This is a genomic window from Candidatus Cloacimonadota bacterium (assembly GCA_011372345.1).
Taxonomy (GTDB): domain Bacteria; phylum Cloacimonadota; class Cloacimonadia; order Cloacimonadales; family TCS61; genus DRTC01.
The window spans coordinates 1-16,139 of sequence record DRTC01000382.1; the positions used below are offsets into that span (position 1 = coordinate 1).

The following is a 16,139-nucleotide window of genomic DNA, read 5'->3' on the forward strand; positions in this document are numbered from 1 at the left end:
GGGAGTTCTCGACGAAGATGGTTTTCTCTGGCATCGAGGCAGGTTGAAAAGATTTGTAAAAGTTGGCGGAGAAATGGTCTCACTGGTTCGAGTAGAAAGTGTTCTGGAAAATCTGCTTCCCGAAGATTCTGTTTGCTGTGTGGTCGATGTTCCTAATCCTACTAAAGGAGCAGATATTGTGGCAGCGATTGCTACCAGCGAAATCGATCGCAAAAAAATTCTTAAACAAATGGCAAAAGAATTACACTCGATAGCAGTTCCCAAAGATATTTATTTTATCGAGAACATTCCTATGATGGGAAGCGGGAAAGTGAATTTCAGAGAAGTTGAAAAGATCTGCCGAGATATGCAAGAGAACGGAATTAAGGAATTGAAGAATACCTGAATTGACGATTAATGAAAGCACACTTTTTTGTGATAATAAAAGATTAAACAATAACCAACGAATTTATTCGTTGGAAAAGACAGAAACTCGACACGAATTTCCGGCTTCAGTCGGAAAATGTGCTGAATGAATTCAGAACGGGGTTGTTCTCATTTTCTCTGCCATTCACTAAAGTGAATGGTTTGTTTCTAAGTTCTTTGCTAAAGTTCTGATCAAGAAATTTAAGAAGATAACCTCAGCAAAATGCGATTAGATCAAATAGCTTCACCATAAAACTAAAACAGATATGAAACCCTGATATCATTTAATCCAAATTTCCATTGTATCTTCTCGGAATGGTGGAATTTACATATCAAATAACTGATCCCGCTTCCCATAATCGCTCCAACTACTACATCACTCGGGAAATGATTAGCAGATGCAACCCGTAAACATGCTGTTGCAGTTGCTGATCCAAACAATAAGGAAGCAATAAAATAATTTTTTCCTTGATTATCGAGATAATAAAAATAACCAAAAGTAGCAGCAGCAAAAGCGGTCGAACTATGCAGAGAATAAAAAGAATGCTGACTATTATTAGCGATCTTCTTCTCCAAAGAAATATTTTCATCATAGACAAATGGTCTTTTACGATGAGTTAAAGTTTTTGTCCATTTTCCGATTGCTGATTGCGTTATGAGGATTTCACCGAGTACAACCAGGTTGTCTTTCCAGTATTCTTTGTCATAAGTCAGGAAAAGAGTCGAACCGATTGTCAGGTAGATCGTGTAGTCACTCCAGTCTTTTAGCTTTACTGAATAAGGTTGGAAAGCGATCCTGTCAAAAAAGGGAACATCGTCTTTGGAAAGAGTGTTGATGTCATTTTCATTCAAATCCGGAAGCATCTTTTCATCAAAGTAATTGTTGCTCAAATCCAAAATCACCATTGAAGATAAAATTGCACTGGAATTGAGTTTATTTACTTTAAAGGTTTGCGAGAATAATAAAATATTTGATAAGAAAAAAAGTAATAATAAGGTTTTTTTCAATTATTAACTCACCCTAAATCCCTCTCTTAAAAAGAGAGGGACTTTCTCATTCCCAAATTTTATTTGGGAATATAATCGTATTATCTTTACTTTGATCATCACATCAGAAACAATGAATCTAAATGTATTATTCCTTTAAAAATTCCCCTTCTCTTCTCAAGAGAAGGGGTTAGGGGATGAGTTATAGTGTCGCAACCATCACAGCTTTGATCGTATGCATCCGATTCTCCGCTTCATCAAAGACAACAGAAGCTTCACTTTCAAAGACTTCATCCGTAACTTCCATTTCAGTAATCCCGAATTTATCGAAAATATCTTTGCCAACCTTGGTGTCTGTATTGTGGAAGGAAGGGAGACAATGCATAAATATCGTATTTTGATTACTGGTTTTTTCCATCAATTCGGAATTTACCTGATAAGGTTTGAGCAGGTTTATCCTTTTTTCCCAGATTTCTTTCGGCTCTCCCATCGAAACCCAGACATCCGTGTAGATCACATCAGCATCTTTGACACCGATATCGATGTTGTCGGTTATATTTGTTTTACCTTTTGATTTAGTTGCAATTTCCACACATTTCTCTACCAATTTATCTTCCGGCAGCAGTTCAGGAGGTGCAACGATCCTGATATCCATTCCGAGTTTTGCACCGCCAATTAGAAGTGAATTTGCGACATTATTTCTGCCGTCACCTACATAAACGAAAACCATTTCCTGATAAGGTTTTTTCAGATGTTCTTTGGCTGTCAGAAAATCAGCGAGAACCTGGGTTGGATGATATTCGGTTGTGAGACCGTTCCAAACCGGAACTCCGGCATATTTTCCCAGCTCCTCTACAACCTTTTGTCCAAATCCGCGATATTCGATCCCGTCATACATTCGTCCCAGAACTCTCGCTGTATCTTTCATCGTCTCTTTATGTCCGATCTGGCTTCCGGTCGGTCCGAGATAAGTTATCCGAGCTCCTTGATCAAAAGCAGCAACTTCAAAAGCGCACCTGGTTCGGGTCGATGTTTTCTCAAATATAAGAGCGATATTCTTTCCTTTCAGAAGCTGCTGCTCGGTTCCGGTATATTTTGCTTTTTTCAGATCAGCAGAAAGTTCCAATAAAAACTCGATTTCCTTGGGAGTATAATCCAATAAAGTCAGGAAATTCCTGTTTTTTAAATTATAAGGCATTGTTTCTCCTAAAAAATATTTTTGCCAAAGATTAAAAAACAGCTTTTTTGAGCAAGAATTTTATCAAAAAAAAGCGGGGAAATTTCCCCGCTTCTCGTAGAGCAGAACTTGTTCTGCTATTTTTTCTTAAAACAATTATATTTGCTTTTAGAATTGCCTGCAAATCTCCATTTTAGAATTGCCTGCAAATCTCCATCAGGAAGCGACTGCGTCGCTTTACATTAAATAATTAATGTACTCCAAAATAACTACGAAACCGTTACCTTAAACGATCCTTCCTCTGTATCGCTCAAGTTAGTTGCCTTGAGGATGGTTCCGCTGCCCAGGTCATTGGCAATGATGGTCCTTTCATCCCCGGCATCCACGGACACACCCGAAGAACAGGGATTCTCATCGTCTTCAAGACAGAACTTCAAAGTAGTCGGTCCGGTATTTTCCAATCCAAATACGGTTGTTGGAGTGATCCCTTCCGTCAGGATAATTGCGGTTTGAGCAGGCGGAACATTGCCGGTATGAATATCGGAGCCGGAGCCGGACTGGTTTTCATATAATAAATACTGCTTATATTTGGCAGGATTATCTATATAAATGATCTTGCCGGCTTTGCAGACATTCAGCACATAATCCCAGGCACTATTCATTTTGATGATCCTGTCCTGGGTGATAGCCTGACGCTCGCCTTTATAATATTCCTGGTCACGGTCGGCAGCAAGCAGTTTGTCATAATTAGCCTGGATATTATCGATCATGGTTTGATCGAATCCGGCAGCGATCAATTCTGCGGTGTATTTGGCAGCAGCATTGATCAGAACCAGCATAAATCTCTGCATTTCTGTTTGAGAAGAGCGTGCTCCCTGGTAGTCGTTAAAACCGAATTCGTTCAGGATATGCAACTTGTCTTTAAATGCTTCTTCCAGGAAGAAACACATTTTTTTGATCAAGGTGCGGTAGTCATCCACTGCGATGTTCACTGCTTCTGTTTTCTGTGCCAGGATGTCTATGATCTGGTTATCCTGGGGAGCGTTTTGGGCAGTCTGGATCGCTGCCAGGAAAGCATCCGCAAATAACTGCGTGAACTTGGCAGCAAAAGCAGTGAAATCCACCAGGTCATGCACCAGGCAGTCGTAGATGTAATACGCAATTTGAAGCATATTGGCATCTGACATGGCAAAGATCCTTTTGATGTCTTTGATCGTCATTTTTCCTCCTTGTCGCGGCGAAATGTAATGAAGCCGGACTTTTTTTTTGGTTTCATCTCGTTCCCAAACTCCTGTTTGGAAATGTGAATTTATATATACTGCATTAATCCATCATCAACAAAACAGGATAAAACAGTCTTGATAATATTAAAATCTATTTTGCAGCTTACTTGATGAATTGAGCAGTCTCTTTGAGAAGTCTTGCAGCTTCTTTGATGAATTGAGCAGTCTCTTTGAGAAGTCTTGCAGCTTCTTTGATGAATTGAGCAGACTCTTTGAGGAGTCTTGCAGTCTCTTTGAGGAGTCTTGCAGCTTCCTTGATGAATTGAGCAGTCTCTTTGAGGAGTTAAGCAGAGACATTGAGAAATTATGCTATTTCTTTGAATAGTTTTGCTATAAAATCTACAATGTCATTTATGTTGCTATAAAAGATCTATAAATTTCAAACTCTGTTACAGAGATGACAAATAATCAAATCAACATTTCAGAACAAAGCGATAATATTTTAAAATTGAAAAACCTTTCAATATATTTTTTAAGTTAAAGGTTTATTTTTATCAAGAATACTATAGAGATGCTCATGATCTCTATAGAATAGCTCATATATATTACGGAATATGTCTTGTGATAGTCTGATCAATAAAAAACAGCCGCAGAGTGATTTTGCGGCTGTTTAGAGCGGAATCTTTCATAATCCCCTCTTGAGAGGGGTGCGACTTTAGTCACGGGGTGTGTAGATTAAATCTCAAAAAATCCATTTAATTCCCCTTCATAAGGGGAAATACAAAGGGGTTATTTCAACATCAAGCATTTCTTCACTGCTCTGGTCTTGCCATCGACATTTAATTTATACAGGTAAACACCGGAGGATACGGTTTTATTATTATCATCTTATCCATTCCAGACTTCTTTCCAGATTCCTCTTTCTTTTTCTTCGTTTACCAGGGTCTTTACTTTCTGACCTTTGATGTTGTAGATTGAAATCTCAATTTTGCTTTTTTGAGGAATAGCATAAGAAATTGTAGTTCTAGGATTAAAGGGATTGGGATGATTGCTATATAAAACAAAATCGTTTATATCCTGATATTCATTTTCATCATTAAAAGTCTCTTCTAAAAATTCAGATATTAAGTTTTTCGATATTAAAGCATGTTCCTCGAAGGATTTTGGTTTGAAAGTACATTCTTCTGGTAATGAACGATCACCTGTTTCTTGTAGCTTCAGGTAGCAGTATCCTTCATCTATTAAAGCAAAAAGTGAATCTAGTACTGAAGGAGGATTATTAATCAATTCTTCATATCTTAATATTGCAGTTTCATAATCTTCTTCATTCATATATGAAGATGTTATTGCTTTTTCTTTTGGTAATTCTAAATTAGGATATAGATTTAAATTAACATTTTCAAGATATTCTCTCAACGACTGGTAATTTTGACCACTTAGTTTTTCTAAACAAGATAACCACTGGAAAGCAAAAGCTGCGGTTTCTGTTTCAGGATAATTATCTATAACTTCCTTCATGTCAATTTTTGCTGTTTCATAATTTTCTTCAAATGTTTTGATTATACCTTCTTCAAATATCGTTTTTTCTGGTGGTCTGCCTGGGGTAAAATCAAAAGCAGCGATACTGGGATAAAAACGAGCAGTATCTGAGTCATCAATATTATTACATGTGTCTCCATTACATATATCATGTTGCTCTCCACCGTCCCACCCAAGACTCATTAGTAAATACTGATCATAACTGCCAGGATTGTAATTATCATCAGAAATCTCATTAACATCAACCATGTTAATAAATGTTGTTAAGTCAGCAAAACAACTGTAAACAGATATCAATTCTGCATCGTTATTATTCGAGATTATATTTCCTGCAAAAACTGCCCTGTTTTCGTTACCTGTAGTGAATACACCAAATGTATTCCCCTCGATTTCAGTATTAAAACATCTTATTATACTATCGTAAATGTAAAGACCAGTTCCAGTGTTATTATTTATGAAACTATCATTGATGGTATTATATCCAGGTTCTTCATTAAAATAGTTAATATGTAATCCCCCTCCTTCATTATATGAAATATTACTTTCAAGTATTTGATGGAAACAGCCATATGTACTAATAGGTCCTAAATTGTTAGTATACTCCGAGTTATTAAAAGTTAAACGAGAATTATAAGCTCTTAATTGACCGGAATTTGTAAAAGTGCATCCATTTTCGAAAAGAATTTGAGTATCTTTTATTAAAAAATGATCAATATTAGAAATTTCACAATTTCTAATAAAACTTGTTACTGGATTATTACTGATCTCAATACCATCCCAATATTCGTCACCAATACAACCAATGAATACTCTATTTTCAGGACCTTGAGTAGCAAATACATCAAAATCAGAATCATTGAAAATTATCCTGTCTCCTGGTATTTCATTTTCCTCTGCGTCCCAAATTGCATGTTCAGAACTATATAATGTTGCTCCGGAAAATAAACGTAATATTGAAGTATTATTTAACATAAATAAGCTTCTATTTGATAAAGTAATATTTCCCCAACACTTTATTTCAATATTGTTTGTAATTATTTCTGATTCACTAAAGATTAAAGAACTACTATCATCTATTTCAAAATCTGAATAAATATCAGAATCCGTTAAATCAATATTACTATTTGATATTTCCATCATAGCGTCATTTTGTAAATTAATGTTAGAGTAATCGTTTACACTAATATTGCTGTTTGAAATATTAATGTCATTTGAAGCATTAATATTAAGATTATTTACATCTATTTCTGAATCACTTATGATTAATTTGCCTGCATCACTTATGTTTATGGTTAAATTTTGAACTGTTAATTCTCCATTTTTGATATACAATTCTCCATTTATAATATTAATTGTTGAATCAAAAATATTTAATTCACCTCCATCAATGAATAAAGCTGAATTATTGCTTATGTCAATTTCACTATACCAGATGGCTAACCAGGAACCTTCAGAAACTCTATAAATCCCATCATTCCAGTTCTCGTCTAAAAACCAATGTAAACCAGAAATGTTTTGAGTTCTTTGATATGGTATATAATTATGTTTTGTAACATTTATATCTGTTAAAGGTTCTATGTCATAAGAGCATTGTGCAATGTTATTTGTACCTGTGGTCTGAACAACTTCGTAAAAACTATCATCAACTCCTATAAAAGTTACAATTGAGTTGTAAGTTGTCTGAATATAATCATCGTCAAAATTTATATTAGGTATGCCGATATTACAAGGTTCACTTGTCCATATTTCAAGTGTTGGATCACCTACTATAGCTGATTTGTTTATTACATCATGTACTTCTTCATCATCACCTTCCAACCTATAATTCATATAATCCTTTATATCTCCTATAATGTATTGTTCATCATTGTTATATGGATCAAAAGTTGCTTCCATCAATCTTATATCGATTTCAGGAATCATGCTTATGAGAAGTTCGGAACTAAATCCCAGAAAAGAAATTGCTCCGGATGACTGTTTGTTTAGAAGGAATTCACTTATAGATACATTATAGTCTATATATCCAGTCTGGCAGGCAATACTGTAAACAACCGGCAATCCGTTGTTTGTTAATTGGTCTGCATGCTCTAAACCGAATAACCCTTGACTTGCCCATCCTGTCCAATTGCTTGTTTGTCCGTGTGCTGCAAAATTCCAGATTATGCATCCTTCATTAATTGCATTTATTAATGTTTCGTTGTTTACTTCTTCATCATTTCCGTATTGACTATTTATTGTAAATGTAGAATATACTATTTCAGAGCAGTCTTCTTTAGCTTGTTCAAAATACTGATCACCTGGATATTGATACTGACCTGCTGCAAATGTAAGATTGTGGAACCAATCTTCTTCCTGATATGGGTTTGTTTCATAATCAACTACTTTTTGAGCATAATTTGTTAAAGACTCCTCGTAACTACTATAATCTTTTACATAATCATGTGCATATACATCATCATAATAAGTTTTTCTGGGTGATATTCTTCCTACTCCTATGTCCGGTAAGAAATCAGTCCCGTGAACTGTTGAATAATAATGGTCAGATGGAAAATTTGTACCTGGAAAAAGAAGTGAATTTACAACACCATAATGAATTCTTCGAGAATTGTTGGGATCCCAAGGATCTCCTACTAATATTACATAGGTATCCCACCATATACTGAACCAAGATGATATATAATCCTTTATACTTTCAGGATCTGCTCCGTTGTGATCGTAACATACAATATCATATCCCTTTTTCTTTTTCCATCTTTTTAATTCAGATAAACAATCAGTATATCCTTCCCATCCAATAAATATTATTCTTTTCTGAGTATCAGTTCTTATTTCTTTACTTACAAAATCATAATTTAGGATACTTTTTTTATAAAGATATGTCATTCTTTCCGGAATACTATCTCTTGTATCAGTTAATATGTTAATTCCGCAATATCCATTATATAATAGTTCAAATTCTATTTGATAATATGCTCTAAGTTCATGGGTAACAGGATTGTATTGAATTGGAGAAAACTCTATTTCAACGACCCTATAATCTCTCATTATCATAGGATCCGATTTGATAATTATATTTTCCGGATAATATTGATTAGTATTGTAAATATCCATATCTTGCTGAAAAATAGGAGTTTGATCTCCAAATATAGACTGATAAGGATAAAGGTTATAATCAGTGAGAATAATATATTCTGATGATAATATATTTATTTGTACATCAGTATCTGCCGGGATTGCTATTTTTTCCCAGATTCTTGGTACTAATGGATCTCCCGATTTGCCTAATGCATGATGATTTACAAATTTTAACTTATCCCAAACAATCCCTTCTGCTTCTATCTCTTCTTTTAAAAATCCAGGTATTTCACAACTTATTGTTGTTTTATAATCGTCAGAGTTTAACACTGTTAGTTCCGGTTGTCACTGAAGACCACCTTGAAATCCTATCCATTCACCTGCAATAACCCCATTACTTAAAACAACCGCTAACAAGAGCAATAACTTTACATAATATCTCATACGATCCTCCTTTTTACTTTAATAATATCATTTTTTTTACTTCACTATTACTGTTTTTTGTAGTTAATTGGAATAAATATGTGCCCGGTGAAACATCTTTTCCTTCATCATCTTTAGCATTCCATATTACTGAAGATTTGTTTTTTATGTTTAAAAACTTTTTTACTTTCTGGCCTTTAATATTATATATAATTAATTCTTCATTACAGATATATTCGATATTTTGTGAAAATGAAATATTTGTATTATATTTGAAAGGATTTGGAAAGCAATATAATTCTTTTTTATTATTTTCAATAATATTCTCTTCAATAGAGACATTCCCATTATTATCAAGTTTAATTAATAAAACATTTCCATAATATGAACTGCAGATGACATAACCTTCATCCACAGCTTCACACATATCGATTGTTGGTTGTGGATAATCTCCATATGTATAATATGTTTCCCATTCTTCAAAACCGTCTTCATCTGTTTTAACAATATATGAAGTATAAACTCCTGAGTTACCAGCAAAAATATATCCTCCTTCAATTGTTTGAAAAATATTTTTTCCTTCTGCTGCTTCATCTCCATTATATGTTCTGTACCATTCTTCATTACCTTCGGAATCTGTTTTTACTAAATAAGCATCATATAGGCCAGGTACTGTTGGAAAAGAATGAGTTTTACCAATAGCAATAAATCCGCCATCTCCTGTTTGAACGGCATCATAACCTCTATCTAAATCCGTACCACCATAGTTGTTTCGCCATACTTCTTCTCCGATACTATTTATCTTTACTAATCCAATATCACCATTAATTTCTCCGCAGATGATAAATTCTCCATTATTTGTAGTTGAGATACTTTTCCCGTAATCAGATGTTGTTGTATCATATATATTAAACCACTCCTCTTCTCCATTTTCATCAACTTTGATAGTATAAAAGTTCCTATCTCTTTGATCTAACGAAGTGTATCCTGTAACTATATAACCACTGTCATTTGTACAAGCTACAGATATACCTGTCGAATGTCCTTCTTGTCCAAATGTGTTTTCCCATTCTAACTCTCCATCAGGATTTGTTTTTGCTATGTATATATGAGAATACATATATGCTGTTCTGGAAGCACCAATTATAAAACCACCATCAGGTGCAACTTTTATATCTCCTCCATTGCATGCAAATTCTCCTCCTAAAAACTCCTGCCATAGCATATTCCCTTCAATGTCAACTTTCATTAAAAAAAAGACATTTTCAGGATGCTCATTCATACTTTCATAAATCTTTCCAAATACGATATAGTTCCCATCAATAGTTTGCTCTATTCCCATAGAATGATCATTTACTTCTGTTTCGATCAGACTTACCCAAGAAGATAAAGATATGTTTATAATTGTTAGTAAAATAAATAAATAAACTGTTTTTCTTTTCATTATATTAACCTCAATCCAAAAGAATGAAATGATATAAAGTTGGCAAGGACAATTTTATTTTTTTCTTAAACCAATAAGAAAAAGCCGAAGCTAAAATGCATGATATATTATTACTCCGGCTTTTATGATTGATATGTTCAGTCTAGCATTCCGAAGTCTCGATAAATCGAAACATTCGGAAGTTATTTATTTAATCAGCATGACCTTCTTCAAGTTAGTTGTAGAATTTGTTTCCAATTTCAGGAAATAAATTCCGCTGGCTGCTCTATTTCCGGTATTGTCATTTCCATTCCAATTCAAGATTTGTTCATTGATGATGCTGTTATCCAAAATTGTCTTAACTAACTGTCCTTTAACATTGTACACACCAAGTGTAACAGGAAGTTTCTTGTCATCCGAATTTAGCTGCAATGAGATTTGGGAAGATGCATTAAAAGGATTCGGATAAACATTTATCCTGTTTTGGATAATCAATTCATTAATTTGATCATCATCCTCGATCCCAACAAAATCAGCAAAACCTTGTCCGCCGAATGCTCCCATATCATTTAATAATGTTCCCATTGCCGGATATAGAGCATAACCAGGATTTTCAGGATCTTCTACATCATTATAAGATGAGGAAGGATGACCAGCATCGATACAGGGAGAACCTGACTGTAAATGCCATAACGCAGAAAGTCCGTCATAATCAGGACCATCTCCGTCGGTCGGATTTCTAAATAACGGATCAACATCGATATTCCCTAAACCACCAAAACCTCCGGTTATACATGAATATACAACAACAGGTTCACTATTGATAAGAGTAAACATCTCTCCTATATTGATGATGATAGAATTTTTAAAAACAGGAGTTGAATTAAAAGCAAAGATCATCCCGGATTCGCAGTAATTATTCGCGATCGTATTGTTCAGGAAAGTTACATCTGATCCGCTTTTTATGCAGATAACTCCACCGGTTGTTCCGGAATTATTTACAATAATATTATTCGTTACTGTAGGAATCGAATTTGTAAATCTGATAACTCCTGCTGTTCCAACATTTGAATTATTTGAGATCACATTATTATGGATCAATACATCATCTGTATTGCTGACATCAATAGCCGCACCTGAATTAGTTCCGGTATTATTAAAAATCCTGCAATTGATGATATCCGCTTTCGCATCATCGATAGCGATCGCACTTGCGGAAGATCCCGATATCAAACAATTGTTTAGAACATTATCTTCTTCAGTATTGTTGAAGAAGAAACCGAACCAGCTATTATCAGAACTGAAAACTATTGGTTCCGCATCCTGTGCATCTGCAGCAAGAAGTCCGTAAACCGTAATACTGCTGTTATTAACAATAATCTCTGTGCCGGATTCGATAGTTAAAAAATCTCCCGCAGCAATTTCTGCATTTCCATTAATTATATATGGACTATTTTCCGCTGACCAGGAACCTGAAAGATTTCCGGAAATATCAGAGCCATCTGTAACTGTAATATAATCTTCCAGAGTAGATTCAGCAGATTCCCCATCAACTGTGATCCTCAAAGTAACATCATAAGTTCCGGGCGTGTCGTAAATATAAAAAGGATTTTCATCATTACTGTCTATTTCTCCATCTCCATCAAGATCCCATTCAAAAAGATCGATTCCGGTTTGAGGGAAAGAGTTGTTAGAAAATTGAACAAATAAGTTCGCTGGACCTTCAGTTACATTCGAACTGAACATCGGCAACAATCCGGTAAAAGAAGTTGAAGCTGCTTGCAGAATATCTTTGGTTCCTGTCCATGATTGAATGATGGCAATCGCATTAATATCAGCTAAATCCCAATCCGGATCAAGATTAAAAGAATATTCTGCTTCCAGTGTTTGACCAACATCAGTTAAAGTAAAGTCTGTTTCTCCTGAATAAGCAACCACTTTATTTACATAATCAGCTTGAGCATTTTCTACAAATCTTGAAATTGCAAAAAATATTTTATTATTGCTTGATGTGATATCCTCTGTTACCTCAATATTTGCAGTAAGGAGCAAGTCATCTCTTGTCATTGACATTTCCAAATTCATATCAAGTGGACTACTGACCGAATAAGTTTGGTTATATGCATTGTTGTAAGAAGTATAATTATTCCATGTCGGCTCAATATTTCCACCGACAATGACCCAGGGAACATATCCGTTTCCCGGATACCACCAATATCGACTATTTCCCCAAGAATCTCCAGTATCCCAAACTAATGGGATCAAATCTTCATGAGCATCGTAAAGTTGAGACAGCAAGTCCCTTGCTGTCGGACAACTTCCTCAACTAGCAGAACTAAATACTTCTCCCACGACATTCATTTGAGTGGCAAAAATAAATGTTGTCAAAAGAAGTAATCCTAAAATTAAACTTACCTTTTTCATTTTTTCCTCCATTTTAATTTTTTATTATTAACATTTTTTTAGTCATCGAAAAATCTTTATTATTTAATCTGTAAAGATAGATCCCGGTAGAGACAGGTCGGTTGTTTTTATCTTTTCCATTCCAACAAACAGAACCTGTATTATTATTTAAGGGAAGCTCCTTAAATTCTTTTACTAATTGTCCTTTAATGTTAAAGATCTTGATAGATGAGTTTTCATTACATTTATCATCAAGCTGGTATGAGATTGAAGTTCCAATCTGCTCAAAACCACCGATAATAAATGGATTGGGATAATTTCCTAAAAGTCTGGTTTTGATATTTGAAGTTGTTATCTCATTGATCGAAGTCTCTAAATCAGTTACAGGAACTTTTGTTCCCTGCAGAATTTCCTTAGTCTCAGCATCCTGGATAAAAGCGACCAATTCAAAATCCTCTGTAGTCTCAAAAAAATAAAAATTAAAGGGAACACTCAGTGAATCAGTATCAGAAAAATTTATAAATGATCCATTTTCATCCGGAAGCATTTGATATTCAACAAAATTCAAATGATCCTGTCCCTGCCAATCTGTCATGATGTTGGATTGAGTTAACACTACATGCAGAACAAGATTTTCATAAGAAATCGGAGCTGTTTTCTGTAAAAGAACATCAATATTAAAGTAAGGATAATATGTGCTATCGCTGAGTATTTCTATCTGGAAAGCAGTATTGATCGCTTTCCGCTGGTTATAAATCGGCAGATAGCTGCTGTATAAACTCTGATTGTGACTTCCTTCAGTATTCCTTTCAATACCGTCGAAAATTGCTGTCGGGTATGATGCAATTGAATAATAATTGATCCTGGAACTGCTTGCAGGGTTTTCATAATCATCACCGGAATGATACTGAACAACGGCAACATCATGACCGTTATTTACCAGATCATCAGCTCCCATTGCTGCTCCCGGACAATATCCGCTCCAGGTTCCGGTTGCGGTTTCCATGATAACCATATTTCTTTCATTAGTATAAGTATTGATGTATTTGCTAAGCAGATCGTTTGAGTTATCCATGTCAGTTGTTAAATTTGTATAGATCTCGACTTTATACAGTTCATTTTCATTTTCTAATATATAGGGATCAAAAGAAATTAATTGTTCCTGGTTTGGTTCAATTGTAATAGGAGAATGTGTATTAGAATAAAGTAAATTTTCATTTGCTAAGATATCGCAGGTTACATCAAAAGTTTCCGTATTTAATCCATTGTTTTCAATATATGCTCTGGGAATGATCTCCGTTCCCGGTTCATATTGAGGATCAAGAATGATTTCGGTTACTGCAACATCGTGCTCAAGATTGCTGTAAAGATAGATATCATCGATATACCAATAGTTTATATTGTAAGAATCACCAAAAAAATACCAGCATATCTGGAAATCGGAATATTCATAATCTTCAAGAATAAGAATAACAGTTTCTGCAGGAACAGAAGCGACCGGATTAATTTCCCAGATGGAATTCCATTCTCCTGCTCCAATCCTGGTTGCAACTCCCAGAGTATATCCAAGATGATAATGATCGACATTATGTTTAAACTCTAAAGAGATATTATCCACTCCAGTTAAATCCACTGTATTGGAAATCAATCTGGAAGTATTGTTAAATTGTGGTGACCAGGAAAATCTTACCTCCGGAATTTCTCCCCCGGCATTATTGGTATTATTTGCGTTCCAATTTGAACTATGATCATCAATGCTCCAACCTTCGGGTGGAAAAATTCCTGTATCAAATTCTTCTGTGAGAAATGTTTCTGCACAGATCAGGGCTGGAATTAAAACCAGCAGTACGGATAAAATGATGTTTTTCATCTAATCTCCTTTAAAAACTTTTTGGAAATAACAAAACATAAATAATGCTGTTCCAGCAAGAATTTTTCACAAATAACATTCCAGATATTTTCCTAAATGATAAATTTCCATCTAATTCTGTAAATCCTCACTTCTGTGGGAAAATCGATCAATTCGTCAAAATCATCTTTTTTAGAGATGATTTCTTTTCTCCCTTAAAGCGTAAGAAATAGATTCCGCTGGAAACAGCACTTCCTTTAAAATCTTCACCATTCCAAACGAGAGAACCTTTATTGTTTTGTAAAGGTAAATTTGAAAATTTTTTCACAAGTTGTCCTTTGATATTAAATATCTCGATGACAGGATTTTCTGTTATATTTGATGATAGTTGATAAGAAATCGTTGTCGAAGATTGAAACGGATTCGGAAAATTTCCAATAAGTTGTGAAGTATTGCTTTGATATTCATCATCGATTCCGGAATCTTCATAACCTGAACCTATTACAGTTACATAAACAACCGGGAAATTTTCATTACTGGTCGTGATGATAATATCACCTTGATAATCCATCTCTGTTATGGGAGTGAAAACGACATCTAAATCGATACTTCCAAAAGCAGGAACTGAAAAATTATCAGTAGTTTCAAAATTCGGTATGGAAAAGATCGATCCTGAAAGTTCGTTTTCCCAATAATTAGTGATCGTTAACTGTTCTGTTCCTGATGATCCGATAGCAACATCACCAAAATCGATCTCTGATGGTGAGACAGGATTAAGAAAGCTGAAACCGGTAATCGCTGCCTGCTGGATCGTATGTTTGTTCGGAGCAGGGTCATTATTCCATGTTTGAACAATAGCAACTGCTTTCAGATCGTCAGTATTCCAGTTCGGTTGTAAATTCACAGTTGTTTCATAAACAGCTGTTTCTCCAATCGAGGTTAGATTGAAAGCCTGTTCATCATAAGTAGCAACAGAAGCACAATAACTGTCACTGATATAACGGGTTAAGATCAAAAGAATTCTATTGTTGGTTGTCGATATATCACCGGTAACTTCTACATTTGCCTGAATTATATATTCACCCTGTGTATTTATAAAAAATGCAAGATCAATTGCTACTGGACTTTCCAGATCGATCAACATATTATATTTAGATTGATAAAACGGCAGCATATTAGTACCACCACCGACAACATCATGAATTCCGCCAAATTGAGCATGAGGAATTCCTCCGACTCCATAAAAATTTTTTCTGGAAGTGTAATTAGGACTTTCGTCATTACCATTTCCCTGCCAGATCAAAGGAACAACGCGTTCGTTATTATTGTATAATTGAAACAGCCCAGCCCGGGCATCCGGACAATAACCTCACCAGGTTTCAGTGAATACTTCTCCCACAACATACATTTCTGAAGAAAAAAGGTATGATGTTAGAAGTAATAATAAAATTCCTGTAAATACTTTTGTTTTTTTCATAAATCCTCCGTTTTTGTAGCTACGGATTTTCGCGGATTTAAACAGTTATTTCTTTATCCAATAATTGTCTCTCTCCGAGTAAATCAACAGCATTAATTTTTATTTTAATAAAATCATTTTTTTTATTATCCGGGTGTTTTCTCCCGATAGTTTATAAA

The 16,139-nt window shown here is 34.7% G+C and carries 9 protein-coding genes; 1 reads left to right on the forward strand and 8 read right to left on the reverse strand.

Going from position 1 to position 16,139, the window contains the following annotated elements; translation table 11 throughout:
- On the forward strand, positions 1-385 hold a 385-nt coding region (locus tag ENL20_07455), incomplete at its 5' end, for a bifunctional acyl-ACP--phospholipid O-acyltransferase/long-chain-fatty-acid--ACP ligase (protein HHE38395.1).
- A 275-nt stretch (positions 386-660) separates the two neighbouring features.
- On the opposite strand, the gene ENL20_07460 is transcribed toward ENL20_07455, so the two are convergent.
- The 8 genes from ENL20_07460 to ENL20_07495 all read right to left on the reverse strand — a co-directional run bounded on the left by ENL20_07460 (position 661) and on the right by ENL20_07495 (position 15,807).
- Complete coding sequence (locus tag ENL20_07460; protein HHE38396.1) at positions 661-1,413, reverse strand: phosphatase PAP2 family protein; 753 nt, start codon at positions 1,411-1,413, stop codon at positions 661-663.
- Between the two features lie 181 nt (positions 1,414-1,594).
- Positions 1,595-2,590 (reverse strand): ornithine carbamoyltransferase, encoded by a 996-nt coding sequence (gene argF, locus ENL20_07465; protein HHE38397.1) that lies wholly within the window; start codon positions 2,588-2,590, stop codon positions 1,595-1,597.
- Positions 2,591-2,838: 248 nt separating this feature from the next.
- Positions 2,839-3,789, reverse strand: coding sequence for a hypothetical protein (locus tag ENL20_07470; protein ID HHE38398.1), 951 nt, complete (start codon positions 3,787-3,789; stop codon positions 2,839-2,841).
- An 891-nt stretch (positions 3,790-4,680) separates the two neighbouring features.
- The gene (locus ENL20_07475; protein HHE38399.1) at positions 4,681-8,736 is read right to left on the reverse strand and encodes a hypothetical protein; all 4,056 of its coding nucleotides are present in this window, start codon (positions 8,734-8,736) and stop codon (positions 4,681-4,683) included.
- 127 nt (positions 8,737-8,863) lie between these two features.
- Positions 8,864-10,273, reverse strand: a complete 1,410-nt coding sequence (locus ENL20_07480; GenBank protein ID HHE38400.1) for a T9SS type A sorting domain-containing protein — start codon at positions 10,271-10,273, stop codon at positions 8,864-8,866.
- A 186-nt stretch (positions 10,274-10,459) separates the two neighbouring features.
- Positions 10,460-12,550, reverse strand: a complete 2,091-nt coding sequence (locus ENL20_07485) for a T9SS type A sorting domain-containing protein (GenBank protein ID HHE38401.1) — start codon at positions 12,548-12,550, stop codon at positions 10,460-10,462.
- 139 nt (positions 12,551-12,689) lie between these two features.
- Complete coding sequence (locus ENL20_07490) at positions 12,690-14,525, reverse strand: T9SS type A sorting domain-containing protein (protein ID HHE38402.1); 1,836 nt, start codon at positions 14,523-14,525, stop codon at positions 12,690-12,692.
- 148 nt (positions 14,526-14,673) lie between these two features.
- Entirely contained in the window at positions 14,674-15,807 is a 1,134-nt protein-coding gene (locus tag ENL20_07495) for a T9SS type A sorting domain-containing protein (protein ID HHE38403.1), read from the reverse strand.
- Between the last annotated feature and the right edge of the window lie 332 nt (positions 15,808-16,139).